Source organism: Amycolatopsis sp. lyj-109 (genome assembly GCF_046548995.1).
In the GTDB taxonomy this organism is placed as follows: domain Bacteria; phylum Actinomycetota; class Actinomycetes; order Mycobacteriales; family Pseudonocardiaceae; genus Amycolatopsis.
The window spans coordinates 1-18,487 of record NZ_JAJPWR010000014.1 but is presented as its reverse complement, the minus strand read 5'-3'; the positions used below and the strand labels follow the sequence as shown (position 1 = coordinate 18,487).

The following is an 18,487-nucleotide window of genomic DNA, read 5'->3' as shown; positions in this document are numbered from 1 at the left end:
AATCTGATACACACCGGCTGGAACGGGCACAAGCGGCGATGACCGGTCCCCTGGCCAAGGCCGTCGCCGCGGCGGACCTCGCGTTCACCGCGCCCGCCAAAGCGCGGGCGCTGGCCGGGGCCGCGCTCGCCGAAGCGGACGGCGACGCCGAGGCGGCCGCGGTCGCCGAGCACGCGCTCGGCCTCGCCGGGGTGGCCACGGGCCGGCTCGCCGACGCCGAAACCCGGCTGCGCGCGGCGGTCCGGCTGGCCGGCGACGCCGGGCTGCGCGAGCGGGCCGCCCAGACGCGCGGGGTGCTCGGCTACGTGCTGACGCTGACCGGGCGCACCGCCGAAGCGCTGCGCGAGCTGGACCGCGCGATGCCGGAACTGACCGGGACGGCGGCGGCGCGGCTGCGCATGCAGCGGGCCGTCGTGCTCACCGAGATCAGCCGGTTCGGTGCCGCCGCCGCGGAGTTCGCGGCCGCGCTCGAGACGTTGCGCGCGGCGGGCGGGGACGAGCTGATCGAGGCCACCGTCCGCACCAACCGCAGCATCGTGCTGGCCCGGCTCGGCGACTGGCGGGGCGCCGAGGAGGACCTGCGCCGGGCCGAGAGCGGGTTCGCCGCGACCGGCCACCTCGGCCGGACGGCGATGGTGTGGCAGAACCGCGGGCTCGCCGCCACCGTCCGCGGCGACGTCCCGGCCGCGCTCGTCGCGTACGACGAAGCCGCTTCGCGCTACGAAGAGGCCGGCACCGACCAGGGACTGCTGCCGATCGAACGCGCCGAAACGCTGCTCTCCGTCCGCCTGATCGCCGAAGCCCGCGAAGCCGCTACGGCCGCCGTCGCCGACTACGAGCGCCGGCGCAACGCCGTCGACCTCGTCCAGGCGCGGCTGCTGCTGGCGAAGGTGGCGCTGCTGGACGGCGACCCGGACACGGCGTTGCGCGAAGCCTCGCTGGCCCGGCGGTCCGCGGCCCGGCAGCACCGGCCGGGCTGGGCCGCGCTCGGCGGGTACCTGGCGCTGCGGGCCCGCCGCGACAGCGGGCTCCGGACGACGGCGATGCTCCGGTCCGGGCAGCGCACGGTGGCGGCGCTGACCGAGGCGGGCTGGGTGGTCCCGGCCCTGGACGCGCGGCTGATCGTCGCGTCGCTGGCGCTCGAGCTGGGCCGTCCGGCGGTCGCGGAGGCGGAGCTGACGGTCGTCGGCCGGGCCGGGCGCGGCGGTCCGGCCGAGCTGCGGGCCCGGGCCTGGCACGCGACGGCGTTGCTGCGGCTGGTCCACGGCGATCGCCGGGGCGCGGACGCCGCGGTGCGCGCCGGCGTCCGGGTCGTCGGCCGGTTCCGGGCCGGGCTGGGCGCGAGCGAGCTGCGCGCCCACGCGTCCGGGCACGCGAGCGAGCTGACCGGCCTGGGCCTGCGGCTCGCCGTCGAAGGCGGCCACCCGGAGGCCGTCCTGCGGTGGGCGGAACAGCGGCACGCGGGCGCGCTGCGGCTGCGGCCCGCGCGGCCGCCGGACGACGAGGGCCTGGCCGCCGACCTCGCCGCGCTGCGACAGATCGCCGTCGACCTCGCCGCGGGCACCGGCCAGGCGCCGGCCCTGCTGCGCCGGCAGGCCCGGCTCGAAAAGGCGGTGCGTGACCGGGCCCGGCACGCGGCCGGCGTGTCCACATCGGACACTCCGATCCCGTCGCGGGTGGAGCTCACCGAGGCACTGGGCCCGGCGACGCTGGTGGAGTTCCTCGAACTGGACGGGCGGCTGACGGCGCTCGTCCTCACCGGCGGCCGGCTGCGGCGGTGCGAGCTGGGCCCGGCAGCCGAAGCCGCGGAACGCCTGGACGAGCTGCGGTTCGCGCTGCGGCGGACGGCGTTCGGCCTCGGCTCCTTCGCCGGGCTCGCCGAGCGGACGGCCCGCCGTCTCGACGACCTGCTGCTGGGTCCGCTCCCGCTCGGCGACGGCCCGCTGGTGCTCGTGCCGACCGGGCGGCTGCACGAACTGCCGTGGCCGGCCCTGCCGGGCTGCCGGGGACGTCCGGTGTCGCTGGCGCCGTCGGCAGCGCTGTGGCACCGCGCGGCAACCACACCCGGCGGCAACGGTGGCGATCACGTCGTCGTGGCCGGCCCCGGGCTGCCGCACGCCGCCGCGGAAGCCGCCGCGCTGGCCCGCCGCTACCCGGGCGCCCGCCGCTTCACCGGCCGCACCGCGCGGGTCGAGCCGGTGCTCGCCGCGCTCGACGGCGCCGCGCTCGGCCACATCGCGGCGCACGGGGTGTTCCGCACGGACAACCCGCTGTTCTCGGCGCTGCGGCTCGCCGACGGTCCCCTGACGGTGTACGACCTGGAGCGGCTGGCCCGCCCGCCGCGTCAGGTGGTGCTGTCGGGCTGTGACTCGGGCCGCTCGGCGATTCACGCGGGCGACGAGCTGCTGGGCTTGGCGTCGGCCCTGCTCGCCTTGGGCACGACGAGCCTGGTCGCGACGGTTCTCCCGATCCCCGACGACGCCGGCCGCGCGCTGATGGTCCGCCACCACCGCCACCTGGCGTCGGGCCTGGGCCCGGCCGCCGCCCTCGCTCGCGCCCAGGCCGAGCTCCCGGACTCCCCCGCCGCGTCCAGCTACGTCTGCTACGGCGCCGGCTGACCCCCCCGGGGCACTTTCACGTGAAAGTGCCCGGGGAGGGGTGGGTCGGTCATCATGGAGCTGTGCGGATCACGGCTTGGTGGAGCGGGCTCAGCCCGCGGCGACGGCTGATGCTGAGCAGCGTCGCCGTCGCCGTGGTGGCCGTGGTCGTCGCCACCGCCGTCGTCACCTCCGGGGCCAGGGCCGCGCCCGAAGCCGGGACGCCGGACCAGGACAAGCCCGGCCCGGTGCTGCTCGTCCCCGGCTACGGCGGTGGCCGGGGCGCGCTGGAGACCCTCGCCGAGCGGATCCGGCAGGCCACCGGCCGGCCCGCCGAGGTGCTCACCCTGGCCGGCGACGGCACCGGCGACCTGGTCGAACAGGCCGCCGTCCTCGCCGAAGCCGTCGAAAAGGCCTACGAACAAGGCGCGCCTTCGGTCGACGTCGTCGGCTACTCGGCCGGCGGTGTCGTGGCCCGGCTGTGGGTCGGCCGGGAAGGCGGCGCGCACCAGGCCCGCCGGGTCGTGACGCTCGGCGCGCCGATGCACGGCACCGGTCTGGCCACGGCGGGCGGCGCGCTGGTCCCCGGCGGCTGTCCCACCGCGTGCGTCCAGCTGGCGCCGGGCAGCAGTCTCCTGCAGGAGCTGGCCAAGCAGCCGGTCCCGCCGGGCCTGCCGTGGCTGTCGCTCTGGACCGACCGCGACGAGACGGTGACGCCGCCGGACTCGGCCCGGCTCGACGGCGCCGTCAACGTCCCGCTGCAGGAAGTCTGCCCCGGCAACGCGGCCGGGCACGGCGACCTGCCCACCGATCCCGCCGTCACCGAGATCGTCCTGCAGGCCCTCGGCACCACCCCGCTCGAAGCGCCCACCGACTGCCTCAGCTCGTGACGTCCTTCGTCGCGAAGTTCGCCCACGCGGCCCCGAAGAACACCACGATGTAACCGGCCTGCAGCAGCAGCCCGTGGTCGATGTTGCGCCACAGCACCGGATCCCGGAAGAAGTCGATCCAGGACAGCCAGTAGTGCGTCGGCAGGTAGGGCCGCACGGACGCGGCCGCGTCCAGGGTCTCCAGCACGGAGCTGGTGATGAGCACGGCCAGCCCGCCCAACGCGGCCCCCAGCGCCGAGTCGGACACCGTCGAGAGGAACATCGTGATCGCCGCGAACCCGAGCATCGACACGACGATGTAGGAAACCGCGCCCAGCAGCCGCAGGCCCAGCGCGGACGAGCTGAGCGACTGGCCCGACAGCGACGTCACGCCGGTCGGCTGCCCGCCCGGACCCGCGATGCCCGGGTTGCCGCCGGTGCCGAACAGGATCACCCCGAGTACCAGTGACGTCAGCACGACGATGACGATCGACGCGGTCACGTACACGGCCAGCGCCACCATCTTGGCGCCCAGCAGCCGGGTCCGGCCGACCGGGCGCACCAGCAGGTAGCGCAGGGTGCCGGTGGCGGCCTCGCCCGCGATCGCGTCGCCCGCGGTGACGGCGACCGCGATCGGCAGGAACAGCGGCAGCACCAGCGCGAGCGCGGCGGCCGGGTACAGCGCGCCGTCGTTGACCACCGCCGAGAGAAATGCCCCGCCCTGCCCCGGCGGCGGCGCGAAGTCGGCCGTGGCCAGGAAGACGCCGACGATCGCGGGCAGCAGGCACAGCAGCAGCACGCTGAACCAGACCCGCGGCCGCAGCGCGAGCTTCCGCAGTTCGACGCCGATCATTCCGCCGCCCCGAACCGGTCCGAGCCCGGACCCGTCACGTCGAGGACGACCTGTTCCAGCGTCCGCTGTTCGGCGTGGATCGACGTCACGCGCACCCCCGCCGCGACGAGCAGCGCGTTCAGCGCCGCCGGATCGCCGTGCCGGATGACCAGCCGGTCGCCGTCGCGGGCTTCGAGCTGCCCGTCGAGAACGGCGACCGCCTCGGCCGCGTCCGGCGTGCCGATCAGGATCCGGCCGGTGGCCGCCCGCAGCGTGGCCAGGTCGTCCTCCAGCACGAGCCGGCCGCGGTCGACGACGCCGACGCGGGTGCACAGCTGCTCCACCTCGGCCAGCAGGTGACTGGACAGGAACACCGTGGTGCCGCCCGCGTTCAGCTCGACCAGCAGCTCCCGGATCTCCTTGATGCCCTGCGGGTCGAGCCCGTTGGTCGGCTCGTCGAGGATCAGCAGCCGGGGCCGCCGCAGCAATGCGCCGGCGAGCCCGAGCCGTTGCCGCATGCCGAGCGAGTACGCCTTCACCGGCCGCTGGTCGATCCCGCCCAGCCCGACCTGGTCGAGGGCTTCGTCGATGCGACGGCGCCGGGTACGGCGGCCACCGCCGCGGCCGGCGGCGTCGAGCAGCGTCAGGTTCCGCCGCCCGGACAGGTGCGGGTACGCGGCCGGGCCTTCGACGAGCGCGCCGACGTCCGGCAGCACCTCGGCGACCCGTTTCGGCACCGGTTTCCCGAGCACCTCGATCTCCCCGGCGGTCGCGTAGACCAGGCCGAGCAACATCCGGACCAGGGTGGTCTTGCCCGAGCCGTTGGGGCCCAGGAAGCCGTAGCGGTCGCCTTCGCGGACGTCGAGGTCGACCGCGTCGACGGCCACCGTGCGGCCGTAGCGCTTGGTCAGCGCGCGCGTGACGATCACGAGCCACTCCGGCGCAGCCGGGACAGCTCGTCGGCCACGGACTTCAGGACGCCGGGCGTCACGGTCCCGGCCAGCAGGTAGGAGCGGCGGGACACCGACGACCGCACGATCCCCAGGGACAGCGGCGTGATCGACAGCTGCACGACGCTCCCCGTGGCCAGCTTGACCTGCGCCGCACCGGCCTTCCCGGCGGCGTCGCCCGCCGCGTTGGCCACCGTCCGCGGCACGGCGATCACGGCGAAGGCGGCCAGCCCGCGGCCGTAGAGCGCGGCACCCTGCACGCCGCCGAAGTTCTCCGACACCACCGGCCGCCCGGCGAGCGACGTGGGCAGCGGGACCTGGCCGAATGCGCCGAGCGTGTCGGTGACGTCCGGGGCGCTCGCCACGCCGAACCCGGACCCGAGCGCCGGCCGCGGTGCCTCGACGACCGGCATCGTCTGGTCGAGCTGCCGGAACTCGGTCACCAGGATCGGGGCCTCCTGCCCGCGCGCGGTCACTTCGACCCGCACCGCCACCCCGGTCGCGGGGTCCGCCCAGACGTCGACCCGGCCGATGGTCGTGTCCGGATCGGCGGGGACGAGCCGCAGGCCGGACGCGGCGACCCCGGCGACGTTCCGCCCCGGCAGCGCGCTCACCGGGTCACCCTTCGCCGCGCGCAGGATCCGCCGCGCGAGCTCGGGCGGCAGCAGGTCCCCGGCCCGCGGCAGCCGCAGCCCCGGGTCGCCGATCAGCTCGGTCAGCGTGTTGTCGCCGTAGTCCCAGGTGTATTCGCCGTCGGGCAGCCGGTAGACGTCGTGTTCACCGGCGGTGCCGAGGATGTCGACGCGGTAGCGGTCGGGCCCGGCGTACCAGGCGCGCATCGGCGTCCGCATCGAGAAGAGCGCGGTGACGGCGGCGAGGTTCGGCAGCTCCGGCAGGGCCAGCGACCCCGCGCTCTCGGCGTAACCCTGGTACGGCCGTGCGGCGGAGTCCAGCACGAGGGCGCGCAGCCGCTCCGGGTCGGCCGCCGCTCCGGCCGGGGCGAGCGCGGCGACGACCGACGGCGCGGAAACCAGCACCGCGGCCACGACGGCGACCACCGCCCACCGGCGCCGCTTCCCGTGCCGCACCACCGAGGGCGTCATCCGGCATCACCTCTTCCGTCCTTTGTACGCATGATCCCGGGCCCACAGCTAGGGTCGAAGGGTGACGAATCCCGTTCATGCTGCCGTCCTGAGCTAGTTCCCGCTCCGGTCCTCCGCACACCCCGCACGTCTCGCGGGTGCTTCGCCGTGCCCGCAGCAAGAACGGAAACCCGTCACCGTGGCTCACCTCGTCCTGCCCGGCGAACCCGATCGCCGGCTCTTCGCACCACCTTCGCGCCGCGCGGTCGCCGCCGACGACCGGCTGTCCGCCGACGCCGCCCTCCGCACGATGTCCGCGGGCATCGCCCTGCTCTGGCACGCCGACTACCCGGCCGCGCGGCGCCTGCTCGCCGCCGTGAACCGGCGGATCCCGCAGCCACCGCCGGACGACTACCCCCGCTACCGCGCGGACCGCGCCCGCCGGGCGCGGCTGCTCTCCCTGCTGTACGTCCCCCTTGATCCCGGCCACGTCATCCCGCTCCACCGGGCGCCGGACGTCCGCACCGCGTGCACCGCGGTCTACGGCCCGCTCGACGCCGCCGCGGCGCTGCCGTTGCGGGAGCTCCTCGGCGTCCTCGGCGCGGCGGAATGGCGTCGCAAGGGTGTCGCCGTCCCGGCGCTCGGGGCGCGGATCCACCCGCACTACGGCGTGTTCGCGCCGGTGCGGCAGGAGTACGTCGACCTGGTCGCCCAAACGCCGTTGCCCGGCAGGGACCTGGCGTTCGACATCGGCACCGGGACGGGCGTGCTCGCGGCCGTCCTCGCCCACCGCGGGGTGCGGCGGGTGGTGGCGACGGACACTTCGCCACGAGCCGTGGCGTGCGCCACCGAGAACCTGGCCCGCCTGGGCTTCGCCGGCCGCACCGAAGTGGTGCCGGCGGACCTGTTCCCGCCCGGCCGGGCACCGCTGGTGGTGGCCAACCCGCCGTGGCTGCCGGGCCGGCTACGCGGGCCGCTCGACCACGCGGTGTACGACCCGGGCAGCCGCATGCTGCGCGGCTTCCTCGACCGGGCCCGCCGGCACCTGACCCCGGACGGCGAGGCCTGGCTGGTGCTGTCGGATCTGGCGGAGCACCTGGGCCTGCGTACGCGCGAAGAGTTGCTGGGCTGGATCGCGGCGGCGGGGCTGCGGGTCGTGGGCCGCACCGAAGCAGCACCCCGGCATCCGCGCGCGTTCGACCCCGCCGACCCGCTGCACCGCGCCCGGGCCGCCGAGGTCACGTCACTCTGGCGACTCAGTCCATAGTGGACGGGCGGTACCGCGCCCCGCCTCGACGTTCGCGACCGCTTCCACGGCTTCCCGCGTCTCCCGGACGTTGTGGGCCCTGAACACCGCGGCGCCCGCGTGCGCCGCGAGCGCCGTGGCCGCCAGGGTGCCCGCGAGGCGGTCGTGGGCTTCGACGTCCAGGGTCTCGCCGATCAGGTCCTTGTTCGACAGCGCGACCAGCACCGGCCAGCCGGTCGCCACCAGGCGGTCGAAGTGCCGCAGCAGCTCCAGTCCGTGCCGGGTGCTCTTGCCGAAGTCGAACGTCGGGTCGACCAGCACGCCGCCGCGCGGCACTCCGGCCGCGACCGTCCGCTCGGCCGCCGCCGTCAGCTCGGCGACCACGTCCGCGACGACGTCGTCGTAGCGGGGCCAGAACGGCCGCTCGGGGGTCGGCGCCGGGTACGGATCCGTGCGCACCGGCATGCCCCCCACGTGGGAGCAGACGTACCCCGCGCCGTACTCCGCGGCGACCTCGACCAGCTTCGGGTCGGCGCCGGCCCAGGTGTCGTTGAGCAGGTCGGCGCCCGCTTCGCAGACCTGGCGGCCGACCTCGTGGCGCCAGGTGTCGACGCTGATCACCAGCCCCGGGTGGCGGCTGCGCACCTCGGCGACGAACGGCACCACCCGCCGGCTCTCCTCGTCGACGTCGACCTCGGGGCCCTCGCCCGCCTTCACCCCGCCGATGTCCACGATGTCGGCGCCCGCGGCGACCGCGCGATCGACCGCGTCCAGGGCCGCCGTGTCGGCGAAGGTCGCGCCCTTGTCGTAGAACGAGTCGGGTGTGCGGTTGACGATGGCCATGACCAGGGCGCGGTCGCCGGGCATGCGACGGCCCCGGAAGACCACCTCCGGCCGGTGTGACGTCATGCGCCCAACCCTGCCAGGTCACGGCTGGGTCCGAAAAGCCGCGTCCGGGGCCGCTGCCGGTTATCCTCGGGCGCGCAACCGAGCAGGGGGACGACATGATCGAGGAACGCGCCCGTAGCGATGCCGAGGCGATGATCGCCGAGGCCAAGAAGGCGTTGTGGGTGATGGTCGGCCTGCTGGCCGTGCTGTGGCTGATCCAGCTGGTCAACGCCCCCAGCGGCTACGACCTGAGCCGCGAGTTCGGCATCGAGGCGCGCAACCCGGCGTCCCTGCCGGAGATCCTCAGCTCCCCGTTCCTGCACTACGGCTGGGACCACATCGAAGGCAACTCGGGACCGCTGTTCGTGTTCGGCTTCCTCGCCGCCTACCGCGGGGTGAAGAAGTGGCTCGGCGTCAGCCTGCTGATCATCGTCGCCAGCGGCCTCGGCGTCTGGTTCATCTCGCCGGCGAACTCGGTCACGGTCGGCGCCAGCGGCCTGGTTTTCGGCTACTTCGGCTACATCATCGTGCGCGGGCTCTTCGACCGGCACCTGATCGACATCGTGATCGGGCTGGTGATGGCGTTGTGCTTCGCCTACCAGTTCACGTCCCTGCTGCCGTCCCAGGAAGGGGTCAGCTGGCAGGGCCACCTCTTCGGGTTCGCCGGCGGCATCGTCGGCGGCTGGCTGTTCCGCGACCGCCGGCCCAAGGCGGTCGCCGCCCCCGACCCGGCGACCGCCCTGCTCCCCAAGGACTTCAGCTAGGCGGCTCGAGCTCCGCCTCGACGTCGATCCGGACGTACCGGCCGATCACCGCGCGCGGCACCCGCATGCCGAGCGGGGCCCGATCCAGCGTCCCGGTGGCGCGGACGCGGGTGCCGCCGTCCGGGACGACGGTCAGGGTCAGCGGGCACGACGTCCCGCGCAGCCGAAGTTCGCCGGTCACTTCCCAGCCTTCGTCCCGCCGCCGGGCGCCGGTGGCCGTGAAGGTCATGGCCGGCCGGTCGGCGCTGTCCAGCAGGTTGGGCTTGCGCAGGTCGGCGTCGCGACGCTCGTTCTGCGTGTCCAGCGCGCCGACGTCCAGCTCCGCGTGGACGGCCGTCACCCCGCCGTCGCGCACCTCGACGGTGCCGGCGCGGACCGGGATCGTGCCGCGCACCCGGTTGAAGCCGAAGTTGCGGACCTCGAAGGCCGCCGTCGTCCGTCCACTGCGGACGGTCCAGGTCCCGGCGCGCAGCGCGGGGGCGGTGTGCGGGCTCATCGCGCACCCGCCGGCGCCGGCAGGGCCGCGTGCTGCACGCGGTGCAGGTCGACCCGGTCCGGGCCGGGCAACAGCGCGGGGTCCTCGCCGGGCAGCAGCTCGGTGGCCATGATCGCGTCCTGGACGGCCTCGATCGTCGCCAGTGACGCGGCGAAGCCCACGACGACCAGGGACCGGTCTTCGGCGATGAGGGCGTAGGACGTGCCCACGCCCTCGATGCCCCGCACGGCGGGCCAGATGCGCTCCCGGCCCGCGCGCTGCTCGGCGGCCGACTGCTCGGCGCCGCGGGGCCCGTCGAACCAGGTGATCTGGGCGTAGGTGGCCGCGTCCGACACCGAGTGCACGTCGGCGACCCGGTAGCCGCCGGTGTCGAGCCAGGTGGTCCCGGCGGGCCGCCGGGCCGCGGCCTCGTCCGCCGCCACGGCGTCGGGCCAGAAGGTGACGACGGCACCGGCCTGGCCGCCGAGCTGGGTGAGCGTGGCGGCGCCGAGGGCGCCCTCGGCGAGGTCGTGAGTCCCCAGCGGACTCCGGAACTGGTGGATGGTGGCGTACATGGGGTGCTCCTTTTCGCTGGTCAACGCGTTGGGAGTCACTTTCGCCCGGTTCCGCGTGCCGGGCATCAGTGCCAGTACGGAGACCGACGCGCAAACCGGGCACGGAGTGGATACTGCTCGGGTGACGCGCAGCGAACCGTTCGTCGGGCGAGGCGGTGCCGTGGCCGACCTGCGCGCGTGGCTCGCGGCGGCGGACGGCGGTACCGGCGCGCTGGTGCTCGTCGGCGGCCCGGCCGGGATCGGCAAGACCCGCCTGGCCGAGACGGTCACCGGCCCGGCCGCGGTCTGGGGCCGCTGCGTCGACGACCCGGGCGCGCCCCCGCTGTGGCCGTGGCGGCGGGTGCTGCGCGCGCTGCCGGAAGCGGGCGCGGAGGTCTCGCGAGCGCTGGCCGACCTCGACGACCGGGACGGCACCGACCTGGTCACGGCCCGGTTCCGGTTCGTGGCCATGGCCGCCGACGCGCTGGTCGCGGCGGCCGAGCCGGCCGGCCTCGTCGTCGTCCTCGAAGACGTGCACTGGGCCGACGAGGCGTCCCTGCGGCTGCTGCGGCACCTGGCCGGGGAGATCCGCCGGTCACGGCTCACCGTGGTCGCGACCTACCGGGACACCGACGCGGCCGGACCGCTCTTCGAGGCCCTGCCGGAGCTGCTGGGCCGGCCGGGGACGGAGAGCCTGCGCCTGGAGCCGCTGACCGAGCCCGACGTCCGCGCCTACCTCGCCGAAGTCGGCCGGGCCGGCGTCGACGCCCGCGACGCGCTGCGGCGCTCGGGCGGGAACCCGCTCTACCTCAAGGCCGTCGCCCGGTCCTCGGCGACCGGCGGCGGCGAGGCCGAGCTGCGCCACCTCGTCCGCACCACCGTCGCCGGGCTGGACGCCGGGACGCGGGAGCTGCTGGCGATCGCCTCGGTCCTCGGCGAGGAGGTCGACGCGCACGTCGTCGCCGAGGTGGCCGCGCGGCCGGACGGCGACGTCGTCGCGGCGCTCGACCGGGCGGTGCGCGCCGGGGTCCTGCGGCCCGCCGTCGCCGGCTCGCGGCGGTTCGCCCACGCCGTCGTGCGCGACGGGATCTACGCCGACCTCGACCAGGGCGTCCGCGAGGCGCTGCACGCCCGGACGGCGGCCGCGCTGGAGCACCGGGCCGAGCCGGGGGTGGTGGCCGGGCACTGGCTGCGGGCCGCGGCGACCCCGGACGCCCTCGCCCGGGCGGCGGACTGGGCCGAAGCGGCGGCCCGGGACGCCACCCGCTCGCTCGCCTTCACCGAAGCCGCCCGGTTCCTGGCCCTCGCACTCGACGGCCGCCGCCGCGCGGGCACCCGCGACGGGCTCGCCGCGCTGCTCGTCGACCTGGCGACCGCGGAGTACCGGGCGGGCCGGTTCGCGCGCAGCCTCGGCCACGCACGCGAAGCCGCGGAGCTGACGGCCGATCCGGCGATCGCCGCCGCCGCGGCGCTGGTCGTCCGGGACACCTCGGCGCCCGACCTGCTGCCCGGGATGGCCGAGCTGACGGCGTCGGCGCTGGCGGCGACCGGCGCGAGCGCGGACCCGGCCGTGCGGGCGAAGCTCCTGGCCCAGTCGGCGGCCGTGACCGCCGACTACGGGCGGGCGACCGAAGCCGTCGAAACCGCCGACGAAGCGTTGGCGCTGGCCGAGCTCTCCGGCGATCAGGAGGCGCTGCTCGACGCCGTCCGCGCCCGGATGAAGATCCGCCCGTTCGAGCTGCCGCTGACCGAGCGGCTGCGGCTCGGTTCGCTCGCCGTGGCGCTGGGCGGCACGGGACGGCCCCTCGTGGCGCTGTGGGGGCACAAGTGGCGGGTGGACGCGGCGTTCGAGGTCGGCACCATCTCCGTCGTCGACACCGAGGTGTCCGCGATCTCGGCGCTGGCCGCGACGACCCGGCTGCCGCTCGTCCGCTGGCACGAACTGCGGCTGCGGGCCTCGGTCGCGGCCTACCGCGGCGCGTTCGCCGAGGCCCGCACGCAGAACCGGCTCGCGCGGGAGCTCGCCGAGGCGGAGCTGGCCGAGGACCGGTCCGCGATCGGGATGTCGTTCGCCTTCGCGCAGCAGCTGGCCGACGTCGTCGGCGACCCGGCCGAGCTGCCCGACGGCTACGACGAGCTGCTGGCGATCGCCCCGCCGCTGCCCATCACGGTCGTCTCCCGGCCGCTGTGCGCCTTGGTCACCGGCCGCCGCGACGAGGCACGGGCCGGCTACGACGCCCTGCGTCCCCGCCTGCGCGACCCCGACTTCCTCGGGCAGGCGCCGGGGATCGGGCCGAACCTCCTGCCCCTGCTGGAGGCGTTCGAAGACCTCGAAACGGCGGACTGGCTCGCCAAGCAGCTGGCCGGTGCGTCACCGGTCGGCTCGGGCGGGGCAGGCACCTTCTGCAGCGACTGCTCCAGCAGCTGGGCCGGCCGCCTGGCCGCGCTCCTCGAGCGGCACACCGAGGCCGTGCCGCTGTTCGAGGCGGCGATCGCCTGGGACACGCGGCTCGGCGCCCGGCCCTACGTCGTGCACAACCGCGTCCGGCTGGCGGCCGAGCTGGCCGCCCTCGGCGAACTGTCCCGCGCGGAGCCCCTGGCCCGGCAGGCCGCCGACGAAGCCCGGCGGCTCGGCATGCCCGGCTGGGTGCGGGACGCCACCGCGCTGCTCGACCGGGTGCGCGCCGAGGCCGACCCGCTGACCGGCCGCGAACGGGAGATCGTGGCGCTGGTGGCCGGCGCGCTGAGCAACCGCCAGATCGCCCACCGGCTGGTGCTGTCCGAACGCACGGTGGAGAGCCACGTCCGCAGCGTGCTGGCCAAGCTGGGCCTGGCGAACCGGACCGAGGTGACGGCCTGGGCACACCGCCGCGGTCTCACGCAGAATGGAACGCAAACACCGCCTCGGTGAACTGGCCGGGGTCGAAGTCCATCGCCTGGTGCGCCTGGCCGTGCATCGGCACGACGTCGGCGCCGGGAATCCGCTCCGCGACGGCCCGCGCGGCCCGCCGGAGGTAGCCCGGGCTTTCCGTACCGGCGAACAGCCGCACCGGGACGGCGATCTCGCCGAGCCGGTCGTCGAAGACCATGCCCTCGACGACGTCCAGCTCCCGCGGGATGGTGGGCGCGGCGGCGACCCGGGCGCGCCAGACCGGCGTGGCGCGCATCGCCTCGACGTCCGCCGGCGGGAGCCGCAGCGCCTCCTGCAGGAAGATTTCGAGGATCCGCTCGGGGTCTTCCGCGGCCCGCATCCGGCTGCGCGCGTCCGGGCCGACCACGGCCCCGCCCGGCTCCGGTCGCGGCGGCTCGTAGGCGACCAGCCGGCTGACTGCCTTCGTCGCCCGGACGGCTTCCAGCGCGCACAAGGCGCCGTAGGAGTGGGCGACGAGGTAGACGTCTCCCCCGGCGGCTTCGGCGACGGCCGCGATGTCCTCGCCCTCGCGCCGGATGTCGTAGCCGGGCGCTTCGGCGCGGCTGAGGCCCCGGCCGCGGCGGTCGACGAGGTGCAGGCGGTAGCGCCGGGCGAGCCGGTCGCGGACCGCCGTCCAGCGCGTGTGGTCCGCGCCGGTGCCGTGGACGAGGACCATCGGCGGCCCGTCGCCGAGGATCTCGAAGCCGATGACCGTCCCGTCGGGCGAGGTGACCGATGCCGTCATGGTCCCGAGGCTAACGGCGAACGCCGGCGCGGCACCCGCCTCGCACCGAAGACCGCGCGTCCGGGCCGCCTCTCCTGTGCGGCGCTGTGAGGTCACTATGAGGTCGCTGTGCATCCGGCCGCGCACGCTGCGGATACCGCGCTCCTGTGGTGATCTGGGGTGGTGGCGATCAAGTTTCCCCGCACCGCGCTGACGGCCGCGGCGGCGTTGCTGGTCATGGGGACCGGGCTGGTCCTCGGCACCGGCACGACCGCCGACGACGCCTACGCCGCGGGCGCGCCGGCCCCGGTCACCACGCCCGGCCCGACCCCGGTCACCGCTCCCGCCGCCGCCCCGCTCGCTCCGGCGAAACCCGCCGCTTCCCCGGTCGGGGCGCTGTTCGCGAACGGCAGTCACTTCTGCACGGCGAGCGTCGTGCACTCGGCCGCCGGCGACCTCGTCCTGACCGCCGCGCACTGCGTCCGGGACGGCATGACCTTCGCCCCGGGCTACCACGACGGTGTCGCGCCGCTCGGGATGTGGACGGTGACTTCGGTGGCCGTCGCCGGTGGCTGGACGTCCTCGGCGGACCCGGATCTGGATTTCGCGTTCCTGACCGTCCGGCAGACCGGAAACCCGGCGTCATTGGAAAGCCTGACCGGTGCGAACGTGCTCGGCACGAATCGCGGTTTCGAGCACCGGATCACCCTCACGGGCTACCCCGACACGACCGATTCCCCGGTGGTTTGCGACGGGAACACCACCCGTTCCGACACTTATCAGCTGCGCGTGGCGTGCCCCGGTTTTCCGGACGGAACCAGCGGCGGACCGTGGGTGACCGACGGCGCGGTCATCGGCGTGATCGGCGGTTACCAACTCGGCGGCGACACCCCGGACGTTTCCTACAGCGCGTATTTCGACGACGACATCGCGAAGCTGTACGCGTCGGTGACCGGCTGAATCTCCGCTGAAACGCGAAACCGGGCCCGTGTCCCTGGCGGAGGACACGAGCCCGGTTCACCTCTCGCGAACCTTCAGCAGGTCACGATGAGCCCAGTAAGCGCCGAGCACGTCTTCGACGCACTGTCGTTGGCGGAGTTGGGATCCTCCGGCGAGCTCGCCGTCCGCTTCGCCGTCGTGGTGTACGAACCGAGCGCGAGCAGGCCGCCGTTCACCGAGAACTTCGGCGTCGCCGAAGCGCCACTGGCCAGCGAAGCGACGTCGCAGTTCACCGTCCGGGTGCCGCCGACGTGGACGCAGCCGTTGCCACTGGCGAACGACAGGCCGGCCGGATACGTGGCCACGACCCGGGTCCCGGTCGCCGCGGACGGGCCGTTGTTCGTCACGGTGAGCGTGTAGTCGATGCGCGCGTTCAGCCCGCCGTGTCCGGTGGCGCCCAGCGCGACCTTGACGTCGGCCTGCGTCGACGGCTCGGCGACGGTGATGACCGGGCCGTCGAAGGTCTCGAACGAGTAGTTGTCGCCGACGAACTGGTGCTGCAGCGTGAACTGCCCTGGTGCCGCGGTGTCCTTGACGCGCAAGGTCCACACGGTGGTCTTCGTGCCGCCCGCCTCGAGATCACCGAACGCGGCACGGTAACTGCTCCCGGCCTGGAAGCAGCCGACCGCCGTCGTGTTGGTGCAGGACACGATGTCGGCGACGTCGACGATCGCGGTCGGCGTGCCGTAAATGGCACCCTTCGCGAAAGTCACCGTGAAATCGCGGTCGTTGTGAATTGTTTGCGTGATCGTGAATGTCTGTCCCGGCACCACCGTGGTGGGACTGACTTCGACGGAACTGGTGGGCGTGTCCGCCTGCGCGGCGGGCGCGATTGCGATGAAAGCCGTGGCCAGTGCGGCCACCGAGGACAGGATCGTGGTCCGTCGCCAGCTTCTTTGCATAGTCGTCATCTCGCTGTTCCGGTCCGGGGAATGCCGCTCTGACTGATGGTGCATTGGGTCTTTTTGGACAGCCGACGCTGTTCAGTCGTCGCACTCCCGGAATTCGTTACCGCCATCCGGACGCGCCGCGGCGCCGCCGTCAGGAGGGACGCCAGCGACCGTTCATCTCACCCGGCCGCGGCGGTGGCCCCGGCAGATCCGGGCCTTTCGCCGACAACCCTTCGATGAGCAGCGCGAGGTACCGGTTGCGCAGTTCCGACGTGCGGACCGGGTCGTCGGCGACGCGGATGGCGGCACAGCACTCGAGGATCATGCCGATGTCTTCGGCGACGGCGTCCGGGCGCAGGCGCCCGGTTTCGTGCGCGCGGTCGACCAGTTTCTTCGTCAGCTCGCCCGCTCGGCGCGCGTCCTGGCCCATCTCGGGGGTCGGGGTGAACGTGCCGGCGAGGTGGACGGTCAGGGAGTGCACGTCGAGGTCGACGACCCGGGTGAGGAACCCGGTCAGCGCCGCCCAGCCGTCCGGCTCCTCCGCGGCGACTTCGGCTTCGCCGATGTACAGGAGGAGCCCGTCGTGGCAGATGTGGCGGAGCAGGACCTCCTTGCTCGGGTACCGGCGGTAGAGCGCGCTGATGCCGACGCCGGCGCGTTCGGCGACCTGCGAGATCGGCGCCTTCGGATCGCCCAGGAAGACGTGGCGGGCGGCGTCGAGGATGACGATGTTGTTCCGGGCGGCCTGGCCGCGGCGGCCGGGCAGGGCGGCTGTCTCACTCATGCGCCGAGATTACCACTGGAACGGATCGTTCCGGTCTGGTACAGTTCGGAACGAAGCATTCCGTTCCATCCCGAAGGAGCCAGTCATGACGGTCCCCGCCCTCCGCCCGTTCCGCGTCGAGATCCCGCAGCCCGCCCTCGACGACCTGGAGAGCCGCCTGCGCGGGGCGCTGTGGCCGGACGAGCTGCCCGCCGAGTACGGCGTCACCAACGAGCGGGTCCGCGCGCTGGCCGAGTACTGGCTGGAGAAGTTCGACTGGCGGGCGTTCGAGGCACGGCTCAACGCCTACCCGCAGTTCGTGGCGGAGATCGACGGCGAGTCGATCCACTTCCTGCACGTCCGCTCCTCCCGGGAGGATGCGACGCCGCTGGTGCTGACGCACGGCTGGCCGGGCTCGATCGTGGAGTACCTCGACGTGATCGGCCCGCTGACCGAGCCGGCGTCGGCCGACGAGCCGGCGTTCCACCTGGTCATCCCGTCCCTGCCGGGCTTCGGCTTCTCGGGCCCGGCCCGGTCGGCGGGCTGGGGTACGCACCGCACGGCGGCGGCGTGGACCGAGCTGATGAGCCGCCTGGGTTACGAGAAGTACGGCGTGGCGGGCAACGACGCGGGGTCGATGGTCTCGCCGGAGATCGGCAGGCTCGCCCCGGAGAAGGTCGTCGGAGTGCACGTCACGCAGCTGTTCTCGTTCCCGTCCGGCGACCCGGCCGAGATTGCGGACCTGAGCGAAGCCGACCAGGCCGCACTGGCGCACCTGCAGTGGTTCTACGAGAACATGTTCTCCTTCAACACGCTGCACAGCCAGCAGCCGCACACGCTGGCGTTCGCGCTCGCGGACTCGCCCCTGGGCCTGTTGGCGTGGAACGCGCAGCTGTTCGGCGAGCACCTGGACCCGGAGTTCGTGCTGGCGAACGTGGCGCTGTACTGGCTGACCCGCACCGGCGGCTCGTCGATCCGCTTCTACTACGAGGACGCGCACACGACGTCCCACCCGGAGGGCCCGACGACGGTCCCGACGGCCCTGGCGATGTTCGCGGGCGACTTCCAGTCGATCCGCAGGTTCGCCGAGCGCGACCACGCCAACATCGTCAGCTGGAACAGCTACGACGTCACGGCGAGCTCCGGCGGGCCCCGCGATGCGGCGGGCCACTACGCGGCCCACGAGGCCCCGGGCGTCCTGGTGGCCGACATCCGCCAGTTCTTCGCGGGCCTGAACCGCGGCACGTCCTGGCCGGTCCTGGAGGCGGCCCACGAGGCGCTGCGGTCCGCGATCGCGGGCGTGACGGACTGGTCGGCCCCGACCCCCTGCGCGGAGTGGAACGTGACCCAGGTCCTCCAGCACGCGGCGGGCGACCAGCTGGGCTACGCGGCAACGATCACCGGAACGGGCGGCCCGGACTTCAACCCGTTCGCCCCGTCGGGCGAGCTGCCGACCCCGGCGGCGGAGTACCTCGAGCCCACCCTCGCGGCGTCCTCGGCGGCGTTCGCCACGGTGTCCCCGGACACTCCTTCGGTCCCGACGCCCCTGCCGCAGGGAGCCCTCCCGGCCCCGGTGGCGGTAGGAGCGGCAGCCCTGGACGCGGCAGTCCACGCCTGGGACATCGCGACGGCGTCGGGCCGGAAGTCCCCGCTGACGCCGGAGCTGGCCACCCAGCTGCTCCCGGTGGCCCACGAGCTGGCGGAGCCCCTGCGCGGCTTCGCGTACGCCCCGGCGTTGGAGGCCGACCCGGCCGACGACGCGGTGGCGACGCTCCTCCGCTACCTGGGCCGCAATCCCGAGTGGACGGCCTGAGCCGAGCATTCGCGAGTGCCGGGAGCCGCGGTCGCGGCCCCCGGCACTCCCGCGCGCGGCGCCGACGACGCGGTCTGCCGCAGCTGGTCGTGAGTGGTAATTCGGGTTAGAACCCGAATTACCACTCACG

Annotated in this window: 17 protein-coding genes; 8 read left to right on the top strand and 9 right to left on the bottom strand. The window is 74.5% G+C overall.

Annotated elements, in window-relative coordinates:
• The first annotated feature begins 38 nt into the window (after window positions 1-38).
• Together ACLJQF_RS28765 and ACLJQF_RS28760 are read left to right on the top strand one after the other, a co-directional pair.
• Window positions 39-2,618 carry a CHAT domain-containing protein gene (locus ACLJQF_RS28765; RefSeq protein WP_410613319.1) on the top strand — a complete coding sequence of 860 codons (2,580 nt, stop codon included), beginning with the start codon at window positions 39-41 and terminating at the stop codon, window positions 2,616-2,618.
• A gap of 62 nt (window positions 2,619-2,680) precedes the next feature.
• Window positions 2,681-3,487 (top strand): lipase family alpha/beta hydrolase, encoded by an 807-nt coding sequence (locus tag ACLJQF_RS28760; RefSeq protein WP_410613317.1) that lies wholly within the window; start codon window positions 2,681-2,683, stop codon window positions 3,485-3,487.
• Here ACLJQF_RS28760 and ACLJQF_RS28755 read toward each other — a convergent pair.
• Genes ACLJQF_RS28755 through ACLJQF_RS28745 form a run of 3 tightly spaced genes read right to left on the bottom strand, consistent with a single transcriptional unit; the run spans window position 3,477 to window position 6,351 of the window.
• Window positions 3,477-4,319: an ABC transporter permease gene (locus ACLJQF_RS28755; protein WP_410613315.1), complete on the bottom strand. Its 843-nt coding sequence runs from the start codon at window positions 4,317-4,319 to the stop codon at window positions 3,477-3,479. The genes ACLJQF_RS28760 and ACLJQF_RS28755 overlap by 11 nt on opposite strands.
• Entirely contained in the window at window positions 4,316-5,227 is a 912-nt protein-coding gene (locus tag ACLJQF_RS28750) for an ABC transporter ATP-binding protein (protein WP_410613313.1), read from the bottom strand. The genes ACLJQF_RS28755 and ACLJQF_RS28750 overlap by 4 nt, the downstream gene beginning before the upstream one ends.
• Complete coding sequence (locus ACLJQF_RS28745) at window positions 5,224-6,351, bottom strand: hypothetical protein (protein ID WP_410613311.1); 1,128 nt, start codon at window positions 6,349-6,351, stop codon at window positions 5,224-5,226. The genes ACLJQF_RS28750 and ACLJQF_RS28745 overlap by 4 nt, the downstream gene beginning before the upstream one ends.
• A gap of 178 nt (window positions 6,352-6,529) precedes the next feature.
• Here ACLJQF_RS28745 and ACLJQF_RS28740 point away from each other — a divergent pair, with 178 nt between their 5' ends.
• Window positions 6,530-7,597 carry a methyltransferase gene (locus tag ACLJQF_RS28740; protein WP_410613309.1) on the top strand — a complete coding sequence of 356 codons (1,068 nt, stop codon included), beginning with the start codon at window positions 6,530-6,532 and terminating at the stop codon, window positions 7,595-7,597.
• Here the strand turns inward: ACLJQF_RS28740 and folP are convergent.
• The gene (gene folP / locus ACLJQF_RS28735; RefSeq protein WP_410613307.1) at window positions 7,574-8,485 is read right to left on the bottom strand and encodes a dihydropteroate synthase; all 912 of its coding nucleotides are present in this window, start codon (window positions 8,483-8,485) and stop codon (window positions 7,574-7,576) included. The genes ACLJQF_RS28740 and folP overlap by 24 nt on opposite strands.
• 95 nt (window positions 8,486-8,580) lie before the next feature.
• On the opposite strand from folP, the gene ACLJQF_RS28730 reads away from it, so the two are divergent.
• Window positions 8,581-9,228, top strand: a complete 648-nt coding sequence (locus ACLJQF_RS28730) for a rhomboid family intramembrane serine protease (protein WP_410613305.1) — start codon at window positions 8,581-8,583, stop codon at window positions 9,226-9,228.
• Here the strand turns inward: ACLJQF_RS28730 and ACLJQF_RS28725 are convergent.
• Window positions 9,221-9,724, bottom strand: coding sequence for a YceI family protein (locus tag ACLJQF_RS28725; protein WP_410613303.1), 504 nt, complete (start codon window positions 9,722-9,724; stop codon window positions 9,221-9,223). The genes ACLJQF_RS28730 and ACLJQF_RS28725 overlap by 8 nt on opposite strands.
• Window positions 9,721-10,278: a hypothetical protein gene (locus ACLJQF_RS28720; protein WP_410613301.1), complete on the bottom strand. Its 558-nt coding sequence runs from the start codon at window positions 10,276-10,278 to the stop codon at window positions 9,721-9,723. Before ACLJQF_RS28720 ends, ACLJQF_RS28725 begins: the two co-directional genes overlap by 4 nt.
• Before the next feature lie 121 nt (window positions 10,279-10,399).
• Between ACLJQF_RS28720 and ACLJQF_RS28715 the strand changes: the two genes are divergently transcribed.
• Window positions 10,400-13,168 carry an ATP-binding protein gene (locus ACLJQF_RS28715; protein WP_410613299.1) on the top strand — a complete coding sequence of 923 codons (2,769 nt, stop codon included), beginning with the start codon at window positions 10,400-10,402 and terminating at the stop codon, window positions 13,166-13,168.
• Here the strand turns inward: ACLJQF_RS28715 and ACLJQF_RS28710 are convergent.
• Window positions 13,134-13,913, bottom strand: a complete 780-nt coding sequence (locus ACLJQF_RS28710) for an alpha/beta fold hydrolase (protein ID WP_410613297.1) — start codon at window positions 13,911-13,913, stop codon at window positions 13,134-13,136. The two genes, ACLJQF_RS28715 and ACLJQF_RS28710, sit on opposite strands and share 35 nt — an antisense overlap.
• Before the next feature lie 159 nt (window positions 13,914-14,072).
• Between ACLJQF_RS28710 and ACLJQF_RS28705 the strand changes: the two genes are divergently transcribed.
• Window positions 14,073-14,852 carry a trypsin-like serine peptidase gene (locus ACLJQF_RS28705; RefSeq protein WP_410613295.1) on the top strand — a complete coding sequence of 260 codons (780 nt, stop codon included), beginning with the start codon at window positions 14,073-14,075 and terminating at the stop codon, window positions 14,850-14,852.
• Window positions 14,853-14,926: 74 nt separating this feature from the next.
• On the opposite strand, the gene ACLJQF_RS28700 is transcribed toward ACLJQF_RS28705, so the two are convergent.
• Entirely contained in the window at window positions 14,927-15,604 is a 678-nt protein-coding gene (locus tag ACLJQF_RS28700) for a DUF11 domain-containing protein (protein ID WP_410613293.1), read from the bottom strand.
• Between the two features lie 31 nt (window positions 15,605-15,635).
• Here ACLJQF_RS28700 and ACLJQF_RS28695 point away from each other — a divergent pair, with 31 nt between their 5' ends.
• Window positions 15,636-15,839 (top strand): hypothetical protein, encoded by a 204-nt coding sequence (locus ACLJQF_RS28695; protein WP_410613292.1) that lies wholly within the window; start codon window positions 15,636-15,638, stop codon window positions 15,837-15,839.
• Window positions 15,840-15,932: 93 nt separating this feature from the next.
• On the opposite strand, the gene ACLJQF_RS28690 is transcribed toward ACLJQF_RS28695, so the two are convergent.
• Window positions 15,933-16,565, bottom strand: coding sequence for a TetR/AcrR family transcriptional regulator (locus ACLJQF_RS28690; protein ID WP_410613290.1), 633 nt, complete (start codon window positions 16,563-16,565; stop codon window positions 15,933-15,935).
• Between the two features lie 85 nt (window positions 16,566-16,650).
• On the opposite strand from ACLJQF_RS28690, the gene ACLJQF_RS28685 reads away from it, so the two are divergent.
• The gene (locus ACLJQF_RS28685) at window positions 16,651-18,357 is read left to right on the top strand and encodes a TIGR03086 family metal-binding protein (protein ID WP_410613288.1); all 1,707 of its coding nucleotides are present in this window, start codon (window positions 16,651-16,653) and stop codon (window positions 18,355-18,357) included.
• Window positions 18,358-18,487: the final 130 nt, after the last annotated feature.

Coding starts and splice junctions, on each gene's coding strand:
- ACLJQF_RS28745 (WP_410613311.1), bottom strand. CDS start 6,351: ATGACGCCCTCGGTGGTGCGGCACGGGAAGCGGCGCCGGTGGGCGGTG.
- ACLJQF_RS28725 (WP_410613303.1), bottom strand. CDS start 9,724: ATGAGCCCGCACACCGCCCCCGCGCTGCGCGCCGGGACCTGGACCGTC.
- ACLJQF_RS28710 (WP_410613297.1), bottom strand. CDS start 13,913: ATGACGGCATCGGTCACCTCGCCCGACGGGACGGTCATCGGCTTCGAG.
- ACLJQF_RS28755 (WP_410613315.1), bottom strand. CDS start 4,319: ATGATCGGCGTCGAACTGCGGAAGCTCGCGCTGCGGCCGCGGGTCTGG.
- ACLJQF_RS28685 (WP_410613288.1), top strand. CDS start 16,651: ATGACGGTCCCCGCCCTCCGCCCGTTCCGCGTCGAGATCCCGCAGCCC.
- folP (WP_410613307.1), bottom strand. CDS start 8,485: ATGACGTCACACCGGCCGGAGGTGGTCTTCCGGGGCCGTCGCATGCCC.
- ACLJQF_RS28765 (WP_410613319.1), top strand. CDS start 39: ATGACCGGTCCCCTGGCCAAGGCCGTCGCCGCGGCGGACCTCGCGTTC.
- ACLJQF_RS28720 (WP_410613301.1), bottom strand. CDS start 10,278: ATGTACGCCACCATCCACCAGTTCCGGAGTCCGCTGGGGACTCACGAC.
- ACLJQF_RS28730 (WP_410613305.1), top strand. CDS start 8,581: ATGATCGAGGAACGCGCCCGTAGCGATGCCGAGGCGATGATCGCCGAG.
- ACLJQF_RS28690 (WP_410613290.1), bottom strand. CDS start 16,565: ATGAGTGAGACAGCCGCCCTGCCCGGCCGCCGCGGCCAGGCCGCCCGG.